Raw genomic sequence first — 19,693 nt, forward strand, 5'->3', positions numbered from 1 at the left:
CACCAGCGGCCAGAAAAGTAATCTATACGACGAACTCGATTGAATCATTCAACAATGAACTGCGTAAAGCTACCCGCAACAGGGTACAGTTCACCAACGATGAATCAGCGCTCAAGACGCTGTGGCTGATGATCTGCAATATCGAAGACAAACGAGCTGCAAAGAGAGCGAAGCAGGGCAAACGAGTCTCAGCGACAGCCGGCAGACTCATGGAAGGAGCCCGAGTTTCCGGCTGGAAACAAGCCATCAACCAAATGGCCGTGGCCTACCCCGACCGCTTCGACAAATACCTATAAACCTAACCCCACACACAAACAACTTGACACGCTCGGGCGTTGCGGCCATCGCGGTGCTGTATTTGACGTTCTTTACCGGCCAGGCGCCATACATTTCGCTGCTGCTGGCGTTCAGCTTCGGCTTTTATGGGCTGCTCAAAAAGCAGGTTCGAGTGTCCTCGGCCGTCTCGGTCGCAGCGGAGGCGCTCGTGATGTCACCGTTGGCGGTGGGATACATCCTGTGGCTAGAAACAAGCGGCCAGGGCACGTTCGCCAGCGAGGGCGTCGGCCACGCGCTGCTTTTAGTCAGCGCCGGCTTGATTACCGCGCTGCCGCTACTCTGCTTTGCAGAGGGCGCACGGACGCTGCGCTTATCGACGATCGGCATGCTCCAATACCTCACCCCCATCATGCAGATGCTGTGGGCGCTCTTTGTCACCCACGAGCACTTTTCGACGCACCGCTGGATCGGCTTCGGCATCATCGGCGTGGCGGTGGCGATTTACGTCGCCGACTTGGTGCGCATGGCTAGGAGCGCCTAAGTTCCTCGCGGGCAGCGCGGGCCCGGCGACGCGCCGCCTGTTCCTCTTCTGCCCGCAGCGCCCAGCGCGGCATCACCACGACGAGAAAGATGCCATAGGCACATACGATCCCGGAAAACACCAGCGTCATCGAGGTGCCGCCGGTGACAAGGCTGATAAGAAGCGCGATGCCGGAAACCACCACCGCGACCCACGCGGCGATATAGCCAAATTTGTAGTTGGGCATCCACTGCGAAAAGGGCTGCTGTGAGGACATAGGTCTAGCCTACGCGGTAGTCGTATTCGCAGGCCCGGTATCGACGAGGTCCGGTGGGGGCGGATCCCAAGGGTTGACCCAGCGCACGCCGCGGGCCGTGCGCTCGAAGCGGCCATTGCGCGGCAGGCCGGTGCGATGGTCATCATTGCGGCCGTTGTGATAGGCGCAGGCGGTGGTGAGGTTCTTCGCATTGGTCCACCCACCACCAGCCCAGCTGAAGATGTGGTGGACCTGGCACTCATCGGCAGGCTTATGGCAGCCCCTGACCGGGCATGTGGGATTTTCCGCCGCAGCCATCATGAACTGCTTCCAGGTGGCCCCACGGCGCATGCGGTACAGGTTCACTGGGCCCTCTACGGGGTGGAGCAGGGTGACAAATCCCTCCTCGGCAAGCGCGCGCTGGGCCAATTCGGAGCCCGTAATCTGCGCGCCATTGGTCATGGTCAGCACTACATCGTCGCTGCCATGGGCCACGCCAACCAACTTATCCAGCGGCACCACAACGTTGGTGCGCACGGTGGAGGTGGCGGCACTGGTACCGGTGCGGAAGAAGGAGGCGACGTCGGCAAGCGAGCCGGCATGCTGGTGAAGTTCTGCAATCAGCGCGGAAGGGCCAGTGATAGACAGAGTCCACGGCTTTCCGGCGGCGCGGCGCCGCAGCCGCACCCCCGGCTTGGGTTCGCGCGGCGCGCGCATCTCGCGCAGCTTCTTGCGAGCACGCCTTTCCATCTCCCGCGTATCACACGCGATATGGGTGAGCTCGGCGCGCAGGGCCCAGGCGCGGGCTTGGGTGGGCGCGCGCCGCGCATGCTTTTCGATGACCTCCAGCGTCGGCAGCGAATGCCGGTTGCGGCGGGCCCCGTCCACCGCGCGGCGTTGGCGGCGGCGAAAGCTGGTGGTCCCCAAGTAGACCTGCGCGAGCTGCGCAATAGTGTCAGCCGTGGCATCGGGCATGCCGGCGGCAGTAAGGTCCGCGACGGAGGCATCGGCGGCCTCGGCGAGGATGTCCATCGCCGAGTTGAGCGCCGCGATATAAGCCCGAATGTGTTCCATGCCTTAGATGCTAAAAGCACTGGGCGGCCACCGCGCGCCATAGGGACCAGGAGGGCGATATTAGCTGGGAGGGCGGATGGCGAAGCTGCCCCAGGCGGCGTCGGCAGGCGCGGGTTCGACGGCGGCGACGGAGGGGGTGGAGGCGACGTCGGCAAGCTGGGCACCCGACCCCCACACCACAGCGGCGCTCACCGCGGAGGGGCGCTGCCCATAGGAGGCATCGATGCGGTCGAAGGCGCGTTGGATGACGGCGGCGCGATCCTCGCCGGCGGTGGGTTCGGGCACGTCGATGGGGGCGGTGGAACCGATAAGGATGGCGTCCATGCGCGGGGCTGCGGCAACGGCGGCCGCGGCGGCTACGGGCGGCAGGTCCTCGTCAAAGGTGACAAGGGCGTAGGCAGGCGCGTCTGGAATGTCGCTGCCGGACACGCGCGCAATATACTCCGCGCGCGATTCGCCATCCGGGCCGAGCTGGTCTCCTTGTACCTGCGAAGAAGCCTGGGTCCCTAGGGCGCCAAAAAGCGCGAGCGCGGCCAAGAAAAGCACCGCAAGCACCGCCAAGGCCGCTAGCCGACGCCGCCGGTAGACCTTCCTCATCCCCGCAGAACCTCCAAGGCGTGCTCGAGATCGGCCGGGTACGGCGCTTCAATCTCGAACCACTTGCCGGTGCCGGGGTGAGTAAAGCCGAGCTTTACCGCGTGCAGCCACTGGCGCTTAAGCCCAAGGCGCTTAGCCAGGTTGGGATCCGAGCCGTACATCGGATCGCCCACGCACGGGTGGCCGGTGGCGGACATGTGCACGCGGATCTGGTGGGTGCGGCCGGTCTCTAGGTGCACCTCGATGAGGCTGGCCTCGCGGAAGGCCTCGATGAGGCTGTAATGGGTGACGGCCGCTTTGCCGTCGTCAAGCACGGCGAATTTCCAGCCCGACTTGGGGTGACGGCCGATAGGCGCATCAACGGTGCCCTCGATGGGATCCGGCAGCCCCTGCACCACGGCGTGGTAGGTCTTTTTTACGCTGCGGTACTTAAAAGCATGCTTGAGCGCGGAATAAGCGCGCTCCGAGGAAGCCACGACCATCACGCCAGAGGTGCCCACATCGAGGCGGTGCACGATGCCCTGGCGCTCGGTCGGCCCGGACGAAGCGACTGTATAACCGGCCGCGCGCAGCCCGCCAATCACCGTCGGTCCGTCCCAGCCCACACTGGGGTGCGCGGCCACACCCACCGGCTTATGCACGCAGATAATATCGGCATCGCTGTAGAGCACGTCCATGCCCTCGACCAGCTCTTCGCGCGGCAGCAACGGCTTTTCTGGCTCCGGCAAAAGCACCGAAACCACGTTGCCGGAGGTCAACCGCTCGGACTTGCCCAGCTCCTGGGAATCGATGGTCACGTTGCCCTCGGCGCACAGCTGCGCGGTGGCGCTCCGGGAAAGGCCAAGGAGCTTGGCCAGGGCGGCGTCGGCACGCATGCCTTCTAGGCCTTCAGGAATGGGGAAGCTGCGCATCTGCCTATTCATGCTCGGCCTTCCTTTCCTCCAGCACCATGGCGATGATGAAGATCACCACGCCGCAGGTAATGGCCGCGTCCGCAATATTGAACACGGCGAAAGAGCCGACCGAAATATAGTCCACCACGTGCCCAAACCAGAAGCCGGGGGCACGGAAGATGCGGTCAGCGAAATTACCCAACGCGCCACCGGCGATGAGCGCTAGGGCCACCGCCTGGCCGGAATGGGTAATGCGCGGGGCGGCAATGGCCACGCCGAGCACAAAGACCAGCTGAATAGTGGTAAAAAGCCACGTCGATCCCTCCCCGCCCATGGAAAAGGCGGCGCCAGGGTTAAAAAGCAGGGTAAACCGGAACCAATCCCCCATGACCGGCAGGGGCTCGCCCTCTGTAAGGATGGAGAGCATTAGTTGTTTCACGGCTTGGTCCACCAGCGCCACGGCGATGACAACCGCGGCGATAAGTCCTGTCTTGCTCCTTCGTTTTTGACTCACCCGCTCTATTCTAAACGGGAGCGTCCGGTATTTTGGTAAGCGTGTTTCGAGTCAAAGTTTTTGCAGCCCTGACCACAGCCGCCGTAGCGCTTACGGCGTGTTCCTATGAAAAGCCGGGACCCGCGGTAGAACAGCCCGTGGGCCTGACTATCGACGCCCCACGCGTCACCGTGGACAATCCCGGCACCGGGGAGAAAAAACTCCTGGAATACCGCGATATCGACTCCACGCAGGACGTGAACTACCGCGTTACCGAGGGGTTTTCGCAGGACTTGCTCAAAAGGTCCGCGGCCGAGAAGTTTCAGGCCTCCGACGTCGAATCCACCACCACTACCCTGCCGCTATCGGCCAAGGTAGATAAGGCCAGCGAGGACGTCGAAGATCAGCTGCCCGCTACCCGCAATGCCTTCGTCACGGCCGGTGCGCCGGAAACTTCTGGCGACACCGACGTCTCCTCGGCCGAGGGATTCCAATTTGGCTGGCGTGGCCAAGACAATGGCCAGATGAATTCGCTGCGCTTGGCCGCACCCCAAGACGCCACGGATGAAGCCCGTGGCTCCGTGGAACAGGCGATTATGAAGCTGACGGCCCTACCCGTGGTTTTCCCCACCGAGGAGGTAGGCAAGGGAGCGAGCTGGACGGTGGATTCGCGCGTTACCGGCGAGTCCACCCTGCTGCAGACCACGCGCTATACGGTCGCTTCCATCGAAGGCGACCAGGTCAAGCTCAACGTGGAGGTAGAGCAGCGGCCGTCGCTAGGCGCACTGTCCTTTGAGGGTCAGGCCCAGGGCACGGAGTTGGAGGACAAGGAGCTCAAGGTTGTGGACTCCAGCACCCAGTCCAAGGGCAACATCACGGTAGACCTGAGCAAGCCGCTGCCCGTGGGCGGTAACGTGTCTTTCGACACGAAGGTCATTTATGGCGCCGCCGGCTCGGAGCTGCGCGTGGTGCAGTCGAGCCTGACGGAGCTGAACTTTTCCTAGTTACTCGGCCGGGGCTTCTACTGGGGCCTCAGCTGGGGCCTGCTCGGCGCCGGCCGCGGGGGCGTCGCCTTCAGCCGGGGCAGCGTCGCCCTCGGCCGGTGCCGGGGCAGGTGCGGAGGCACCGGCGCCGGTATCCGCGCACATCTCCGGAACCTGCTCCGGCGGCACGGTGTTTTGGATGAGCGTGCAAGCCCAGGCTTTGGAAAGCTTCCAGGTGCCGTCTTCGTAGACGAATTCCACCTGGTCAGCGGTCTGCTGCTGGCCGTCAGCGGTGGTGAAGTTCACGGTGGTCAGCACGGACTGCGGGTCATAGCCCGGAAGCACAGGATCAACGACCTCGAACTCGGCGCCGGATTCCTGCTTGGACTGTGCCATGGTGTCAAAGATTTCCGGTGCGGTCTCGCCGCCCTGCACGGTGGCGGTCTTTTCCTGCTCAGAAGCGTTCGGATCCGTGGCCTTGGCCAAGATGGCGTTGAGATCCGCCGGGGACGGCAGCGCTGGGGCAGCGGAATCGCCGTCAGAAGAGGCAGATTCCTGCGCCTCGGTGTTGGCGGCGGCGGTATCGTCCTGCTCGTCATCGGAAGAGCAGGCGGCCAGGGCGGTGGCCGCGGTCAGTGCGAGGCACGCGGCGCTAAACTTGCGGAATTTCACTTCTAACTCCTCACGTCTGGGTTCTAAACTCCCATCAGTTTACAGCTGCACCAGCTTTTTCCGGGCTGCGCCCGCCGCGTGGGCGGAGATTTCTTTAACCTTGAGTGCATGACCCAACTTGCTTTGATCGCCACCGGCGGCACGATCGCGTGCACCACCGTGGCCGATGGTTCCCTGGTTCCCACCATCTCCGGCGCAGACCTTGCCGCTGAAATCGACGCCGAGGTAGTGGAGTTTCGCCAGCTCGATTCGTCCTCTATTACTTTGGCGGACCTCGATGAGCTCATTGCAGTAGTCAACGAGCACACCGCGCGCGAGGATATCGGTGGCGTGATCATCACCCATGGCACCGACTCCATGGAGGAAACCGCGCTGGCGTTGGAGACTTTCTGTGCAGGGGCAAAACCCATCGTGCTTACGGGCGCGCAGCGCGCCTACGATCACCCCGCGGCCGACGGCCCCACCAATCTGCGCGCTGCCCGCGAGCTTGCGGCCAGCGGGCGCCCTGGGGTTTTCCTCTGCTTTGGCGGGGAGACCATCCCGGCGCGCGGTGCGCGCAAGCGGCACACCAGTGACCTGCGCGGGTTTGAGTCGCTGCCCGTTCCTGGCACCACCCCGCGTTTGAATCCTGCCCCGCTGGCGTCGCAGCGTATCGAGATCATCCCCGCCTATCCGGGAGCGGGGCGCCTGCTGGTCGACGCCGCCGTAAACTCCCCCACCACCGGTCTCATTGTGGAGGCCATGGGCTCGGGAAATATGGGCGAGGAGATGGGCCGCGCGCTTGCCGACGCCCTCCGCGCCGGCCTCCCCGTCATCATTTCTACCCGCACACCCTATGGCCCGACGGCGCTGGCTTACGGTGGCGACGGCGGTGGCGCGAGCCTGGGGAAGCGTGGCGCCATCAACGCCGGATGGTTCCGCCCGAGCCAAGCGCGAATCCTGCTCGCGGCGGCGCTGGCCACCGGCACCGATCCGGCGGATCTTTTCGCTCAGGAGGGCTAGTCCTCGCTGGTCAGCCAGTCCTGCCAATCCAGCGAGTCGAGCGGGTCTGCCGGCACGAGCGCGGGATCGTCGGCCGCGAAGGATGTGGTGCGCCCGGGCCCCGTGGCGCGCGTTTCAAAGCGCACGCTCACCACCCCGTGGCCGGCGCCTTGAATCCAACCGTGGCCGTAATCAGGGTGGAAAACATCCTGCGTGGCGTGCCACTGGTTATCGGTTTCTTCTTCCACCGTCACTGTAGGCGCTGGAATGGTCGGCGTTGCGTCGTCGCTTACCCCAGTTTCATAGTCCGTATCCGCCGGAGCAGGACGCACGATCTCGCGGTCGAGCTCTGGAAAAAGCACGTCTTGGCGAGCGGCCTCTAGCCCGGAATAGCTCACCCCCACCAAGCGGATGGGCCCCAGCTCATCGGGGTAGCGGGCAAGCTTGAAGGCGGCAGCGGTAAGCACGGCGGCGTCGTCAGTCGCGTAGGGCAAGGTGGTCGAGCGCGATTCGATATGAAAATCCGCCATGCGCAGCTTCACCGTTACGGTGCGCGCGCCGCGCCCATCCTTAAGCAACCGGCGGTGAGCGCCCTCCGCCGCGCGAGTGATGGCTGCATCGACTTCGGGGGCGGTCTGCAGGTCTTTCGGGTAGGTGTGCTCAGTAGAAATCTGCTTAGAAATAGCACGCGGCGCCACCTCACGGTCATCGATGCCACGGGCTAGCTGCCACAGTTGCAGCCCCACCACACTGCCGATGGAAATTTCTACTTCCTTGCGCGTCATCGCCGCCAGCTGCCCAATGGTCTCGACGCCGATGGACTTGAGCTTCGCGCCGGTCACCGGGCCGACTCCCCACAACTTGTTCACCGCAAGGGGGTGCAGCATATCTAGCTGGCGCTCCGCTGGGATAACAAAGGTGCCATCAGGCTTCGCTTCGCCCGATCCGATCTTGGCAAATTGCTTGCCCGATCCCGCCCCAATGGAGCACGGCAGACCCGTCTCTTCCCGAATGAGCGCGCGCAGCTCATCCGCCCAGCGCTTGACCTCCTCCGCGCTCGCCCCCTCCAAGGAGGCGGGTTCCATAAAGGCCTCATCGATAGAAAGCTGCTCGATTACCTCCACGTGTTGCGCGATGATGCCGAAGACGCGCCGCGACGCCGCCGAATACACCGCCCGGCGCGGCTGCACTACCACCGCGCGAAGTCCAACTAGCTGCTGTGCGCGGTACATCGGCATGGCCGAATGCGCACCGTACACGCGCGCCTCATAGGAGGCGCCGGCCACCACGCCGCGCCCACTGGTGCCTCCCACCAAAACGGGACGCCCCTGCAGCGTAGGCCGGGTCAGCTGCTCGACGGAGGCGAAAAACGCGTCCATGTCGATATGTAAAACCCAGCGTTGCATGCGGCCCAGTCTAATAGGCACACCTCCACATGCACTCCTGGGTGTTTGTGCGCCGTTAATTAAAGCTTTTATTTCTTTCCATCTCATCGCCACCCGCTCGCAAAGTCATCTATTTAGGTTTTCAAGGACACTTTCTCCAGAAAACACCCCTCAGCCTATGAAGCCTCCATAGTTGCACACGGAGTCCACAACTCTCCTCACTCCCTACTGCCCGAGCCGAACATATCGACCCCACAGCCCTGCGGAAACAATCGCAATTGCATGTATCCCCTTCGTCTTGGTAGCACAATCGAAAGGCCGCACATGCCCGCTAGCATCTTCGTCTTTTCAGATCTCCACTTGGGTCTCCCTGGCGCCCCCGGCTTGGACTGGGCCCTGCAAGCACTCGAGGTTGCCGCCAATAGTGGGGCCACGGCGTGCGTGTGCTTGGGCGATATCATTGACCGCAACGCGGACTCGGCCGAGTTCGTGCCTCAGATCCGCACCATTATGGCCCATGCTGTCACCCTGTTCAACGAAGTCCACTTCATTTCCGGCAACCACGATACCCACCACAACCTGGACTTCCCGCCCGAGGTCACGGTCCACGGCACGCAGGTGCATACCTTTCATATAGGAAACACCACGGTTCTAACCGCAGCGGTGGCCACCGATCCGGACCCGCGCCGCCTCCAGTTTCCTCCCCGCCGCAGCGACGGCCCGGTCCTCGGCCTCCTACATTCTTCCGTCACCGGTGAGTTTTCTAAAGGCACCTGCCTGCCGCTTTCCGTGGCTGAGCTACAGGCCTGCGAGGCCGATGCCTGGATCCTTGGGCACGTCCACACCCCGCACACGCTTGCCGACGCCCCCTTCATCGGCTGGGTCGGCATGGGCCACGGCTTACTCTTCGACCCTGATACGTGCCACGTCACACGTTCGCATGACTAGATTCGTTCCCCACAAATCCCCCTCATATTCTTGCTTGCATGCAAGCTTGTATGCAAGATGGATGCATGTCCAATGAACGAATGCAGCCCGCCGCGGAGCGCGCCTATGACTTCGTCAAAGAGAAGATCATTGACGGCTCCTTCGAGCCCTCGCAGATGCTTTCCGAGGCCTCCCTGGCTACCGAAATGGGAATTAGCCGCACCCCAATGCACGAGGCTTTCCTGCGCCTAGAGGTCGAAGGCTTTCTACAGCTCTACCCCAGGCGGGGTGCGCTCATCGTGCCGATCAGCCCGCAAGAAATCCGCGAGGTCTATGAGGCACGCTTGCTTGTAGATAGGCACTGCGCTGAAAAGATCTGCGCAATGTCTGATGCCGAGCGCGCGGACATCGCTGATCAGCTAGATGCGACCATCGCGGAGCAAGATACTGCGTTGGATAGCGCGGACCTGCATACCTATACACATCTTGATGCGCGTTTCCACCAGATCATCATGGATGGCGGTGCCAATACCCTGCTGGCCGGGCTGGGACACCAGCTGCGCGAACGCCAGCAGCGTTTTACCGCCACGGCCATTGGCCGCAACGTAGCCCGCGCCCGCACCTTCGTAGATCAGCACCGCACGCTTGCCGATGCCCTCCGCACCGGCGACCTCGACGCCTACCTTTCCGCATTGGACACCCACCTAACCAACTCGAGGAATCAACTATGACCGAAAAGTTTGCCAAACACTCATGGTTTCCCGTCGCTGGCAGCATGGTCGCTGTCGCGTGGGGCGGCAATGAGTTCACCCCTCTCCTAGTGATGTACCGCGAGGAGTCGCACTTCTCGCAGGTTACCGTCAATGGTCTCTTGGCCGCCTATGTGCTCGGCATCGTGCCGGCGTTGCTCATTTCTGGCCCGCTTTCGGACTACATTGGCCGCCGCCCCACTATGCTGCCTGCCGCACCGCTGTCACTGTTGGGTTCGTTCCTCTTATCCATCGCGCCGAACGAGCCGCTCGTCATCGCCGTGGGCCGCATCATGTGTGGCTTGGCATTAGGCATCGTCATGGCGGTCGGCTCCACGTGGGTGGCAGAGCTCATTACCCGCGCTGGCGGTGATCCTGCTGCCGGCCCGCGCCACGCTTCCCTGTGCCTGACCTTAGGCTTCCTCATCGGTGCCGGCCTCGCTTCGGTGCTGGCCCAATGGGGTCCGTGGCCGACCCACTTGGCGTATATCCTGCACATCCTCCTCACCGTCGCCACCGCTATCTGGCTGATGAAGACCCCGGAAACCCGCCCACCGCGGGGCGCTACGGTAAAAGACACCTTCCTTGATTTGAGCATCCGCGACATGCTGCGCATGCTGCACATTCCCTCCGCAGCGCACCGCCGCTTCGTGCGCATTGTCCTGCCGGTCGCACCGTGGGTCTTCGGCTGCGCTGGCGCCGCCTATGCCCTCCTGCCCCAGCTTTTGTCCAAGTCCGCCGGCGATGCCCCCATCGCTTTCTCGGGCCTCATGACAGTTATCACCTTGGGCTGCGGCGTTGGCATCCAGATGCTCGGCAAGGTCATCGATACCAGCCGCTCCGCCCGCGCTTCCGCAGTTGCCATGGGCGTTATCACTGTGGGCACCATCCTCGGCGCGGTTGCCTCCCATACTCGCTCCCTGCCGCTCGGAATCGCCGGCGCAGCGGTCATGGGCGCAGGCTACGGCCTCGCCCTTGTCGCCGGTCTCTCCGAGGTCCAGCGCATCGCCCGTGCCGAAGAACTCGCCGGCCTCACCGCCGTCTACTACTCGGTGTCCTATACCGGCTTCTTTATCCCCATGGCCTTCAGCGCACTTGCCCCGCTGCTCGGCTTTACCACCCTATTCCTCATTGGCGCCGTGCTCGCACTGTGCTGCCTCGTTAACGTGGTCCTCGGTTGGCGCTCTCACCTGCCCGGCCCGGTCCGTTAAGTCCTATCACTCATAAAAAATTGCCCAGCCGCACTGGCTGGGCAATCATTCTTTTAGGTGGCAACGTACGCGCTACTGCTTGACGACGGTAGCGCTAACCCCCTTGACCACCTCGTGCACTTCCGCACCATCGAGCGCCTCGGTGGTCACCTGGAAATCGGTGGCGAGCACTTCACCGGCGATGTGGTCGGCGTGACGCTCCGCCCAGGCCTTCTTCTCCTCAGGGACAGAAAGTACGGCCGCGATGCGGTCGGAAACCTCGAACCCAGAAGCCTTGCGGGCATCCTGAAGACCGCGGATCACGTCCGCCGCCCAACCTTCGGCTTCAAGCTCTTCGGTCACCTCGGTATCGAGTACTACCAGGCCGTCAAGGCCTTCGATACGCGCGGTCGACTTCGGATTCGCTGCCTGCAGGCGCTCGGTGTACTCATCCGGGCCAAGCACAATATCGCCGTCCACTACAACCTCGTCGCCGCGGCGCTCATAGTTGCCAGCCTTGAGGTTCTTGATGGCGCGCTGCACGTCCTTGCCCAAGCGCGGGCCGGCGACCTTCGCGTTGCAGACCACCTGGAAGGTACCTACCGAATCGACGTCGTCAGTAAGCTCAACTTCCTTGACATTGACCTCGTCGCGGATGATATCGGCAAAGTCCGCCAGGCGCTGCGCCCCATCGAGGGCCACCGTCAGCTTCGGCAGCGGCAAGCGATTGCGCAGCTTATTGGACTTGCGCACCGAAGACGCTGCCGAGGCCACCGCGCGAGTCGCATCCATCGCAGAGACGAGACCTGCATCAGACGGGTAATCCGCGGCCTGCGGGTAGTCTGCCAGGTGCACCGAACGCTCACCGGTAAGCCCGCGGTAGATTACCTCCGCCACGTGCGGTAGCAGCGGTGCCACCACGCGAGTCACGGTCTCCAGCACGGTGTACAAGGTATTAAACGCCTCAGGATGGGCGTCCTCGCCCTCCCAGAAACGATCGCGCGAGCGACGGACGTACCAGTTGGTCAGGACGTCGGCAAACAGGCGCACCTCTTCGGTTGCCGTGGCGATATCGGTATCGGCAAGCGCCGCGTTGACATTGGCCACCACATCGTGGGTCTTGGCCAAGATATAGCGGTCCAGAACATGCGTGGAGCTGGTATCGAACTTTGCTTCCTTCTCTGCGTAGAGCTGCAGGAAGGTATAGGCATTCCAGATAGGCAGGATAGCCTGGCGCACGCCCTCGCGAATGCCCTGCTCGGTCACGATGAGGTTGCCTCCGCGCAGGATAGGCGAAGACATCAGGAACCAGCGCATGGCATCCGAACCATCGCGATCAAAGACCTCGTTGACGTTTGGATAGTTGCCCTTGGACTTAGACATCTTAAGGCCATCGTTGCCCAGCACGATGCCATGGGCCACGACCTTCTTATACGCCGGGCGATCAAAAAGCGCGGTGGACAGTGCGTGCATCACATAGAACCAACCACGCGTCTGACCGGAGTACTCCACAATGAAGTCGGACGGCGAATGGGTTTCAAACCATTCCTTATTCTCGAATGGGTAGTGCTTTTGCGCAAACGGCATCGAGCCGGACTCAAACCAGCAATCCAGCACGTCTGGCACGCGGCGCATCATCGACTTACCAGTCGGATCATCCGGGTTCGGGCGCACCAACTCGTCGATGTGCGGACGGTGCAGCGACTCCGGACGAACTCCGAAATCGCGCTCCAGCTCATCCAAGGAGCCGTAGACATCCATGCGCGGGTAATTGTCATCATCAGACATCCACACCGGGATAGGCGCACCCCAGTAGCGGGTACGAGAGATATTCCAATCGCGTGCACCCTCGAGCCACTTGCCAAACTGGCCATCCCGGATATGCTCCGGCAGCCACTCAATCTCCTTGTGGTTAAGCTCCACCATGCGATCGCGGAACTCGGTTACCTTCACAAACCAGGCCGGCAGTGCCATGTAGATAAGTGGCTCGCCCGAGCGCCATGAGTGCGGATAAGAGTGCTCGATGGTTACGTGTCGCACCACTCGCCCAGCGGCTTTCAAGTCCTTGATGATGTCCTTATTTGCATCAAAGACCAGCTGGCCTTCATACGGCGGAACCTGCGAGGTGAACTTGCCATCCTCATCCACCGGGATAACCAGCTCGATGTCGTACTGGTTGGTGGTATTCATATCGTCTTCACCAAACGCAGGAGCCTGGTGTACCACACCGGTGCCGTCCTCTGTGGTGACGTAATCAGCGATCAAGACCTGGTAGGCATTGCGCAGATCCGGGAAGAAGCCGAAGATAGGCTCATAGGTAAAGCCCTCGAGTTGCGCGCCGGTAAAGGACTCCAGTACCTCGGCCTCACCCAGTTCCTTCTCCAAGGTGGACAGCAGGTTTTCCGCCATGATGAAGGTACGGCCAGCGAAATCGCCCTCCGTAGCCTTAAAAAGCACGTAAGAAACCTCTGGATGAACCGCCAAGGCCTCGTTCGAAGGCAAGGTCCAGGGGGTGGTGGTCCAGGCGAGGAAGGAGGCGTCGGCAAGCGCAGGGTGCTCCGCCAACGTCTTTTCTGCCGCGCTTCCCTCGCGCGCGCCCTCCACTGGGAAGGTAACCGTCAGCGTCGGATCCTGGCGCATCTTATAAGAATCATCCAGGCGGGTCTCCTGGTTGGACAAAGAAGTGTGCTCCGCCCAGGAGTACGGAAGAACTCGGAAGCCCTTGTAGATGAGGCCCTTGTCATAAAGCTCCTTGAACGCCCACATGACCGATTCCATGTAGTTGATATCCATGGTCTTGTAGCCGTTTTCAAAGTCCACCCAGCGGGCCTGGCGGTTGACGTACTCTTCCCACTCGTCGGTGTACTCCAGCACGGATTTAGCGCAGTATTCATTGAACTTTTCCAAGCCCATGTCCTCGATCTGCGCCTTTTCAGTGATACCCAGCTGCTTTTCCGCCTCCAGCTCAGCGGGCAGACCGTGGGTATCCCAGCCGAAGACGCGAGGAACGAAATTGCCAGCCATCGTGCGGTAGCGCGGGACGATATCCTTCACATAACCGGTCAGCAGGTGGCCATAGTGCGGCAAACCATTGGCAAATGGAGGACCATCATAGAAGATGTACTCTGGGCAGTCCTTGGTCTTTTCTAGCGAAGCCTGGAAGGTATCATCCTGCTTCCAGTACTTCTGGACTTCCTCTTCCATATCTGGGAAGCGGCTGGAGCCACCCGTCATGTCGACCTTGGGGTAAATCTTTTTCGCCATAATTATCCTTCACTCTTAACACGGTGCAGGGACGCGCCAATATGGCTCGCGGTACCACCCTGCTTGAGCCCGCAGGCTCCGCTTCGTTTCGGTGAAGGAGTTGACGGTCCCACCCGTTCAGTTCTACTGGGCCACACTGGCTGTTCTTCTGAATTGCTCCCCGGTGATGGCCGGATCACTGCGTGTAGGCCACAGTATAGCGCCCCTGAATCTTCGTGCACAATAAGTTATCCACAGGCTAAAAATTTTCCCTTGTGAGGGCTTGCGCGGGGAAATAAATTGTGAGTCGTGAACGCGCTAGATACTTACCTCGCAGCCATGGCACCCGGGATGGACATCGTCCTCGGGTGCGCAGGCATGTCCGAGGAGGACCTCTGCGCGCGAGGTGCCGCTGAAAAGACGGCCCGCGAGTTGGCATTGCTAAAAGAGGCGTACTGCGGCACGACCAAGTTCACGAGGAAGCGTCGTCGTGCTATCGAAGGTGCTCAGCACAATGGGCATTCCATTGTTGCTCTATCCATCATTGAAAAGTATGCGCGCAAGATGCCCACGCTTTTCGACGCCTGGGTTCTCCGCGAACAACTATGCACCACCAAGGCCACAGCAGCGGCACTAGAAAAGCTGGCGCAATCCAAGGTTCCGAAGAAAAAGCGCAAGGTGAAGCCTGGTATACGCATCATCAGACGCAAGGATGCGCCGTGGACGCTAGCGATCGACGGCTCGTCTTCGTTTATTGCGGATCTTCACGCGGCGGTGGAAAACCAGGATAGGAAGCCGTTAGATGTAGTGGAAGATACGTTTTTCGGAGGAGATACGGCGCAACGAAGCACGGTGGTAACCAATGTCATCGTGCGGCTGGAAGACTACGTGCGCATCGTCAACGGTGATGGTGAAGAAATCACTTTGCAGATGACCAACGGAGCGACGCTTACGGGGGCGCAATACTTGCAACGCACGCTCAAGGAGCATGGGCTCATAACCCTAATGAGCCCCTATGAAGGCGCGGTGAACCTGTACCGCACGGAGCGCTTCGCCAATGCCAAGCAGCGGTTGATGGCGGGCGCGGAAAATCCGGTATGCCCATGGCCGCGGTGCGCTAAGCCTGCCGATGAATGCCAAATTCACCATCTGGAGCCGTGGTTGCACGGTGGATTGACCAATATCGCGAACTTATCCACAGCTTGCGCGTACCACAATGGCGCCAACGATGACGATCCCAATGCCCCTCCGCTGCGCGGGCGGCTGACCCGAACGAATGGACAGATTCGGTGGCAACCGCCCGATTGCTAGAGCCCGACCGCGAAATGAGGCGCCTAGTGCGCCTTATTGGCATGCCTGCTACCGGAGGCTTGGGGTCTCGCGGCGTTAGTCCTCGCGAAAGGCTGCGCGCAGAGCCTCCTGCTCAGGTGATTCAGTTGCCTGGGCTTTGTCAGCGCGATGCTTATGCGCCCAGTCCAGGATGAAACACACAAGTCCGAGTCCAGCAGCGGCAAAAACGATATACAACGACCAATCGGCTCCCGAGATAACGAAGTTGACCAAGGCCACGAATGCCACGAGGGCGAGAACTAAAGCGGCAACGAGCACAATGGTTCCTTTCGGTAGGAGCGGGCTAAGACACTACGGTCTAAAACAACAATAGCGCCCCCGCTGCGGTGGCGGGGGCGCTAAGAAGAACAGAGTGGCTTAGTTGTTGCCAGCTTCGCCGTTCGGTGCGGCGGTGCCGCGGGTAGCCAGCTCTTCCAGCTGAGACTCCAGCAGGGTCTTCAGGCGAGTACGGTACTCACGCTCGAAGGTGCGCAGCTCGGAGATGCGAGCCTCCAGTGCGGTCTGCTGCTGCTTGACGGTGTTCATAACCTCGGTGTGCTTGCGCTCGGCATCGGCCTGCAGCGAAGCAGCCTTCTCCTCGGCCTGACGGATTTGTGCTTCGGCACGGGAAGAAGCATCGGACTCGGTCTGCTTTGCCTTAGCCTCAGCGTCAGATACCAGCTTCTTGGAGCGGGAATCTGCATCCTGCAGCTGGGCGTCGTACTTCTTCTGGGCGTCGGCAAGCTGCGCCTTGGAGCGAGAATCAGCATCGGTCAGCTGCTTCTCGGCGGCAGTGCGTGCTTCGGACAGCATGGACTCGGACTCTGCACGAGCCTCAGAGGTCAGGCGATCTGCCATCTCCTGTGCCAGACCCAGAACGCGGGCAGCCTGCATGTGGGTTTCTGGGGTAGCCAGGCCATCGGCGGTCTGAGCAGCACCAGCGCCTGCGATACCCGCAGCCGCTGCACCAGCCTTGGAAGAACCAGCTGCAGAAGCGGACTTCTTCAGCTCGTCGTTTTCCTTCTTGGAGGCCTCGAGTTCCTTCTTAGCCTGTGCTGCCTCCGCGCGGGCTGCCTCTGCATCCTTCTTCGCCTGAGCAGCCTCCTCGCGGGCTGCCTTCAGGTCTGCAGAAGAGGAAGCAGCAGCGGAGCCAGACGCCTGCGCCTTAGAAGCCTCAGCCTGGGCAGCCTTAACCTGCTCCTGTGCCTTCTTGGTTTCTTCCTTGGCACGGGAAACCTCGGACTTGGAGTCCGCCAGCTTGGTTTCGTACTCGGCGCGCAGCTTGGCCTCAATCTCCTTGCGCAGCGCAGCCTCATCGGTACGGGTGGAAGCCGCAGTTGCGGTACCAGCAGCACCGGCGCCAGCACCCGCCTTGGCCTGGGAGTTCAGATCGCTAACCTGCGCCTGCAGGTCTTCGTTCTCATCCTGCAGCTGGGCAAGGGCGTCCTCTACGAGGTCGAGGAACTGATCCACCTCGTCTTCGTTGTAGCCGCGCTTGCCAATTGGCGGCTTGCTGAACGCGACGTTGTGAACATCAGCTGGTGACAGTGGCATGTCTTCTCTTCCCCTTCAGGTTGGTACAACCCCGGAGCTTCCAGGGCCTTAGGAGTGCGGTTCAGGTCTAACTAAACCTTCCCCACAAAGGTACATGTGGTTCATAATACGGGTTATCGCGATTTATCGTAACCAAACGCCCACAATAATCGACGCCCCGCCGAGTCTCAACGTTTACCACAGGTTTCGAGGCGACGGGGGTGCTAACTCAGGAAAATTATCCGCAAAATCATTGTGAGTATCGAGAGCAAGACGAACAGCACAAGCACCGATACATCAAGCGCTACGCCACCCATTTGCAGAGGCGGGATCAGGCGGCGCAACGCTTTGACCGGCGGATCCGTAATTACAAACAGAGGCTCCGCTACAACCATGAACCAGCGTGGAGGGTTGAACTGCCGCGAGAAGGACTGGATCATTTCAATAATTATGCGAGCGATGAGCACCCACGTATAGATCCGCACGAGCAGGATAAGAATAATTCCGAGTTGTGTCACAATAACCGAGCCTATCGAATAAACCCCCGCAGATGCCCAATCGGCACCCCACGGGGGCTAAGTGAGACCTGCTGCTTTAGCGCAAGCCTGCGGCGCGCTCGAGCTCGTGCTTTGCAATGTCCGCAGACTTAGGCACGATAGAAAAGACCTTGCGCTCGGTGTCCATGCCCTTGGTGAGGTTGAGCATACGACCCTCCAGGCCGAAGCAGAGGCCGGCAGCGAAGTCGATGAAGCGCTTGGCGGTGGCCTTTTCTGCGTCAGTCAGCTCGAAGACAACGGCATCACCGTCACGGAAAGGTTCGCCCACCTTGGCTGCATCATTGAAAGACGTCAGCGAAATAGCCACGATGGTCGGAACGAATTCCTCCTGCACTGGGGCCGGCTCATAGGACTGCGGGGCGCGGCGAGGCGCGTAGGCCGAGGAGCTATTTTCGGAGTAACGCGGCTCCTCGTTGTAGTAGGCATCGTCCTCTTCGATGTCCACCGGGCCCAGCCCGAAGAAATCCTTCGTCTTATCAATGAATGACATTTTTGGGTCTCCCTCTGACCTAAATTTGTACAAGTCTAAACGCGTAAAATGTGTCTGGTGTGACTCATGTGATTTACGCTGTGAAATGCGCTTTTGCGATATTTTTAACCTACTGGTCGCGGTCCCATGATACTGGTTCCGACACGCACGATATCGCTGCCCGCAACAATTGCCTCGGCCAGGTCCGCGCTCATTCCAGCAGACATTTTCAGCGGTCGGTTAAGCTCAGAGGATAGACGATCTACCTCTCCGCGGACGTTTCGAAATACCTCGCCAGCATCGGCATCAAGTGGCGGAACCACCATGAGTCCGGCGAGTTCTAGGTGCTGCGCGTCTTCTACGGCACGCACGAGCTCATCGAGCGCCTCAGGAGAAACACCGCCGCGAGCACCATCACCGTCGGCGGAGACTTGAATAAATACCGGCAAATTGCTTTCACGCTCGCCTCGTTCCTTGGCTAAGGAAACTCCCCGCTCCAGCGCGTGGGCGAGCTTGAGGGAATCAAGCGAATGCACGCTGGCTGCCCATCGGGCTACGTGGTTGGCCTTCTTGGTTTGGATTTGGCCAATCATGTGGAAACGCAGCTGCGGCAGCTCAGCGGCCTTGGCACGGGCCTCTTGTTCCCGGTTTTCGGCGACATCGGTAACCCCTAAATCTGCCAGCAGGGCAATATCGGCAGCTGGGTGAAACTTCGTCACCGGCAACAGCTGCGGTGGTTTTCGCTCTGACTGCGCTGCTAGCCGTTCAATCTCGGCACGGGTGGCCGCTAGGTTTTGTTCTAGCTGTGCCTTTCGGTCTGACATTACTTAGCCTCCAACCAAATTAGTCCAGCCTGGCGGCCGGTGACGCCTTCGCGTCGATAGGAAAAGAAGTCTTCGTCTTCGATGGTGCAGCGCGGGTCGGATTCAATCGCGGTGATACCTAGCCCCATAAGCTGGCGAATCAGCCCTGCGCGCACATCGATGCCCCACGTGCCCTTCGACGTCTGTGTCTTGGAGCCGGGCAAACGACGCTCGACGTCAGTGGCCATTTCCTCGGGCACTTCATAGTTCTTTCCCGAAGCAGCCGGCCCCATAACCACCTGAATGCGCTCGGGCTGTGCGCCAAGCTTCTGCATTTCGCGCACGGTATTGACCACAATGCCGTTGCGGGCGCCAAGGCGGCCGGCGTGGGCGGCGGCGATGACACCAGCGGCGACGTCGACAAGCAGTACCGGCGTGCAATCCGCAACAAGGACGCCCAAGCCCAAGCGGCGCTGGGTGGTGACAATTGCGTCTGTGGCTGGCACGGGCTCGTCCTGTGGACCATCAACGACGGTGACGGTATTGGTGTGAAGCTGTTCCATCCACACGATATTGTCCAGACCGGTCACGCGCTTCAGGCGCTCGCGGTTAGCGGCAACCGCGTCGGGGTCATCGCCGACGTGGTGCCCCAAGTTAAAGGAATCGTATGGAATAGCAGACGCCCCGCCAGCACGGCTAGTAAAAACCATGCGGACGGGGCGGGTGGTGCGATGTTCCTCGTTTACTGGCATGCACACCAGCG

The 19,693-nt window shown here is 61.1% G+C and carries 21 protein-coding genes and 1 pseudogene; 8 read left to right on the top strand and 14 right to left on the bottom strand.

What is annotated here, in order from left to right; all coding sequences use genetic code 11:
* A partial coding sequence (locus MHY22_RS08475) for a transposase (protein WP_239278929.1) occupies positions 1–296 on the top strand: 296 nt, incomplete at its 5' end.
* Between the two features lie 35 nt (positions 297–331).
* Positions 332–817, top strand: a pseudogene (locus MHY22_RS08480) (EamA family transporter); the annotation flags it as partial.
* On the opposite strand, the gene MHY22_RS08485 reads toward MHY22_RS08480, so the two are convergent.
* The 5 genes from MHY22_RS08485 to lspA are packed head-to-tail and all read right to left on the bottom strand — an operon-like array spanning position 804 to position 4,130.
* Positions 804–1,073, bottom strand: coding sequence for a permease (locus MHY22_RS08485; protein WP_239278930.1), 270 nt, complete (start codon positions 1,071–1,073; stop codon positions 804–806). The pseudogene MHY22_RS08480 and the gene MHY22_RS08485 sit on opposite strands and share 14 nt — an antisense overlap.
* Positions 1,074–1,082: 9 nt before the next feature.
* Complete coding sequence (locus MHY22_RS08490) at positions 1,083–2,126, bottom strand: HNH endonuclease signature motif containing protein (RefSeq protein WP_239278931.1); 1,044 nt, start codon at positions 2,124–2,126, stop codon at positions 1,083–1,085.
* A gap of 60 nt (positions 2,127–2,186) precedes the next feature.
* On the bottom strand, positions 2,187–2,723 hold the full coding sequence (locus tag MHY22_RS08495) for a hypothetical protein (RefSeq protein ID WP_239278932.1): 537 nt from the start codon (positions 2,721–2,723) through the stop codon (positions 2,187–2,189).
* On the bottom strand, positions 2,720–3,646 hold the full coding sequence (locus MHY22_RS08500; protein ID WP_239278933.1) for an RluA family pseudouridine synthase: 927 nt from the start codon (positions 3,644–3,646) through the stop codon (positions 2,720–2,722). The genes MHY22_RS08495 and MHY22_RS08500 overlap by 4 nt, the downstream gene beginning before the upstream one ends.
* A complete protein-coding gene (lspA, locus tag MHY22_RS08505) occupies positions 3,639–4,130 on the bottom strand; it encodes a signal peptidase II (RefSeq protein ID WP_370658847.1) in 492 nt (163 codons plus the stop codon). The genes MHY22_RS08500 and lspA overlap by 8 nt, the downstream gene beginning before the upstream one ends.
* 41 nt (positions 4,131–4,171) lie before the next feature.
* On the opposite strand from lspA, the gene MHY22_RS08510 reads away from it, so the two are divergent.
* Complete coding sequence (locus tag MHY22_RS08510) at positions 4,172–5,113, top strand: hypothetical protein (protein WP_239278934.1); 942 nt, start codon at positions 4,172–4,174, stop codon at positions 5,111–5,113.
* On the opposite strand, the gene MHY22_RS08515 is transcribed toward MHY22_RS08510, so the two are convergent.
* Positions 5,114–5,764 (bottom strand): hypothetical protein, encoded by a 651-nt coding sequence (locus tag MHY22_RS08515; RefSeq protein WP_225746737.1) that lies wholly within the window; start codon positions 5,762–5,764, stop codon positions 5,114–5,116.
* Positions 5,765–5,872: 108 nt separating this feature from the next.
* On the opposite strand from MHY22_RS08515, the gene MHY22_RS08520 reads away from it, so the two are divergent.
* The gene (locus tag MHY22_RS08520) at positions 5,873–6,766 is read left to right on the top strand and encodes an asparaginase (RefSeq protein ID WP_239278936.1); all 894 of its coding nucleotides are present in this window, start codon (positions 5,873–5,875) and stop codon (positions 6,764–6,766) included.
* Here the strand turns inward: MHY22_RS08520 and MHY22_RS08525 are convergent.
* Entirely contained in the window at positions 6,763–8,151 is a 1,389-nt protein-coding gene (locus MHY22_RS08525; protein WP_239278937.1) for a DNA polymerase IV, read from the bottom strand. The genes MHY22_RS08520 and MHY22_RS08525 overlap by 4 nt on opposite strands.
* Before the next feature lie 303 nt (positions 8,152–8,454).
* On the opposite strand from MHY22_RS08525, the gene MHY22_RS08530 reads away from it, so the two are divergent.
* The 3 genes from MHY22_RS08530 (at position 8,455) to MHY22_RS08540 (ending at position 11,017) form a co-directional block, all read left to right on the top strand.
* Positions 8,455–9,078 (top strand): metallophosphoesterase, encoded by a 624-nt coding sequence (locus tag MHY22_RS08530; protein WP_239278938.1) that lies wholly within the window; start codon positions 8,455–8,457, stop codon positions 9,076–9,078.
* Between the two features lie 65 nt (positions 9,079–9,143).
* Positions 9,144–9,788, top strand: coding sequence for a GntR family transcriptional regulator (locus MHY22_RS08535; RefSeq protein WP_239278939.1), 645 nt, complete (start codon positions 9,144–9,146; stop codon positions 9,786–9,788).
* Positions 9,785–11,017: an MFS transporter gene (locus MHY22_RS08540; protein WP_239278940.1), complete on the top strand. Its 1,233-nt coding sequence runs from the start codon at positions 9,785–9,787 to the stop codon at positions 11,015–11,017. The genes MHY22_RS08535 and MHY22_RS08540 overlap by 4 nt, the downstream gene beginning before the upstream one ends.
* A gap of 72 nt (positions 11,018–11,089) precedes the next feature.
* Here the strand turns inward: MHY22_RS08540 and ileS are convergent, their stop codons facing one another.
* Positions 11,090–14,260 (bottom strand): isoleucine--tRNA ligase, encoded by a 3,171-nt coding sequence (ileS, locus tag MHY22_RS08545; protein WP_239278941.1) that lies wholly within the window; start codon positions 14,258–14,260, stop codon positions 11,090–11,092.
* A gap of 288 nt (positions 14,261–14,548) precedes the next feature.
* Here ileS and MHY22_RS08550 point away from each other — a divergent pair, with 288 nt between their 5' ends.
* Complete coding sequence (locus tag MHY22_RS08550; protein ID WP_225746730.1) at positions 14,549–15,550, top strand: HNH endonuclease signature motif containing protein; 1,002 nt, start codon at positions 14,549–14,551, stop codon at positions 15,548–15,550.
* A 75-nt stretch (positions 15,551–15,625) separates the two neighbouring features.
* On the opposite strand, the gene MHY22_RS08555 is transcribed toward MHY22_RS08550, so the two are convergent.
* From MHY22_RS08555 to pgeF, 6 genes are all read right to left on the bottom strand, one after another.
* Positions 15,626–15,847, bottom strand: coding sequence for a hypothetical protein (locus MHY22_RS08555; protein ID WP_049377639.1), 222 nt, complete (start codon positions 15,845–15,847; stop codon positions 15,626–15,628).
* 99 nt (positions 15,848–15,946) lie between these two features.
* Positions 15,947–17,122 (bottom strand): DivIVA domain-containing protein, encoded by a 1,176-nt coding sequence (locus MHY22_RS08560; RefSeq protein ID WP_239278942.1) that lies wholly within the window; start codon positions 17,120–17,122, stop codon positions 15,947–15,949.
* A 203-nt stretch (positions 17,123–17,325) separates the two neighbouring features.
* Positions 17,326–17,619, bottom strand: a complete 294-nt coding sequence (locus MHY22_RS08565; protein WP_239278943.1) for a YggT family protein — start codon at positions 17,617–17,619, stop codon at positions 17,326–17,328.
* Between the two features lie 76 nt (positions 17,620–17,695).
* On the bottom strand, positions 17,696–18,148 hold the full coding sequence (locus MHY22_RS08570) for a cell division protein SepF (RefSeq protein ID WP_005324522.1): 453 nt from the start codon (positions 18,146–18,148) through the stop codon (positions 17,696–17,698).
* 104 nt (positions 18,149–18,252) lie between these two features.
* Entirely contained in the window at positions 18,253–18,951 is a 699-nt protein-coding gene (locus tag MHY22_RS08575; protein WP_239278944.1) for a YggS family pyridoxal phosphate-dependent enzyme, read from the bottom strand.
* The gene (gene pgeF, locus MHY22_RS08580; RefSeq protein ID WP_239278945.1) at positions 18,951–19,682 is read right to left on the bottom strand and encodes a peptidoglycan editing factor PgeF; all 732 of its coding nucleotides are present in this window, start codon (positions 19,680–19,682) and stop codon (positions 18,951–18,953) included. The genes MHY22_RS08575 and pgeF overlap by 1 nt, the downstream gene beginning before the upstream one ends.
* Between the last annotated feature and the right edge of the window lie 11 nt (positions 19,683–19,693).

Source organism: Corynebacterium sp. ACRPO (genome assembly GCF_022347205.1).
Lineage (GTDB): Bacteria > Actinomycetota > Actinomycetes > Mycobacteriales > Mycobacteriaceae > Corynebacterium.

Bases quoted from the DNA above. Each gene is read 5' to 3' on its own strand.
- MHY22_RS08485 (WP_239278930.1), bottom strand. From the start codon at position 1,073: ATGTCCTCACAGCAGCCCTTTTCGCAGTGGATGCCCAACTACAAATTT.
- MHY22_RS08490 (WP_239278931.1), bottom strand. From the start codon at position 2,126: ATGGAACACATTCGGGCTTATATCGCGGCGCTCAACTCGGCGATGGAC.
- MHY22_RS08495 (WP_239278932.1), bottom strand. From the start codon at position 2,723: ATGAGGAAGGTCTACCGGCGGCGTCGGCTAGCGGCCTTGGCGGTGCTT.
- MHY22_RS08500 (WP_239278933.1), bottom strand. From the start codon at position 3,646: ATGAATAGGCAGATGCGCAGCTTCCCCATTCCTGAAGGCCTAGAAGGC.
- MHY22_RS08520 (WP_239278936.1), top strand. From the start codon at position 5,873: ATGACCCAACTTGCTTTGATCGCCACCGGCGGCACGATCGCGTGCACC.
- MHY22_RS08525 (WP_239278937.1), bottom strand. From the start codon at position 8,151: ATGCAACGCTGGGTTTTACATATCGACATGGACGCGTTTTTCGCCTCC.
- MHY22_RS08530 (WP_239278938.1), top strand. From the start codon at position 8,455: ATGCCCGCTAGCATCTTCGTCTTTTCAGATCTCCACTTGGGTCTCCCT.
- MHY22_RS08535 (WP_239278939.1), top strand. From the start codon at position 9,144: ATGTCCAATGAACGAATGCAGCCCGCCGCGGAGCGCGCCTATGACTTC.
- MHY22_RS08540 (WP_239278940.1), top strand. From the start codon at position 9,785: ATGACCGAAAAGTTTGCCAAACACTCATGGTTTCCCGTCGCTGGCAGC.
- ileS (WP_239278941.1), bottom strand. From the start codon at position 14,260: ATGGCGAAAAAGATTTACCCCAAGGTCGACATGACGGGTGGCTCCAGC.
- MHY22_RS08560 (WP_239278942.1), bottom strand. From the start codon at position 17,122: ATGCCACTGTCACCAGCTGATGTTCACAACGTCGCGTTCAGCAAGCCG.
- MHY22_RS08570 (WP_005324522.1), bottom strand. From the start codon at position 18,148: ATGTCATTCATTGATAAGACGAAGGATTTCTTCGGGCTGGGCCCGGTG.
- MHY22_RS08575 (WP_239278944.1), bottom strand. From the start codon at position 18,951: ATGTCAGACCGAAAGGCACAGCTAGAACAAAACCTAGCGGCCACCCGT.
- pgeF (WP_239278945.1), bottom strand. From the start codon at position 19,682: ATGCCAGTAAACGAGGAACATCGCACCACCCGCCCCGTCCGCATGGTT.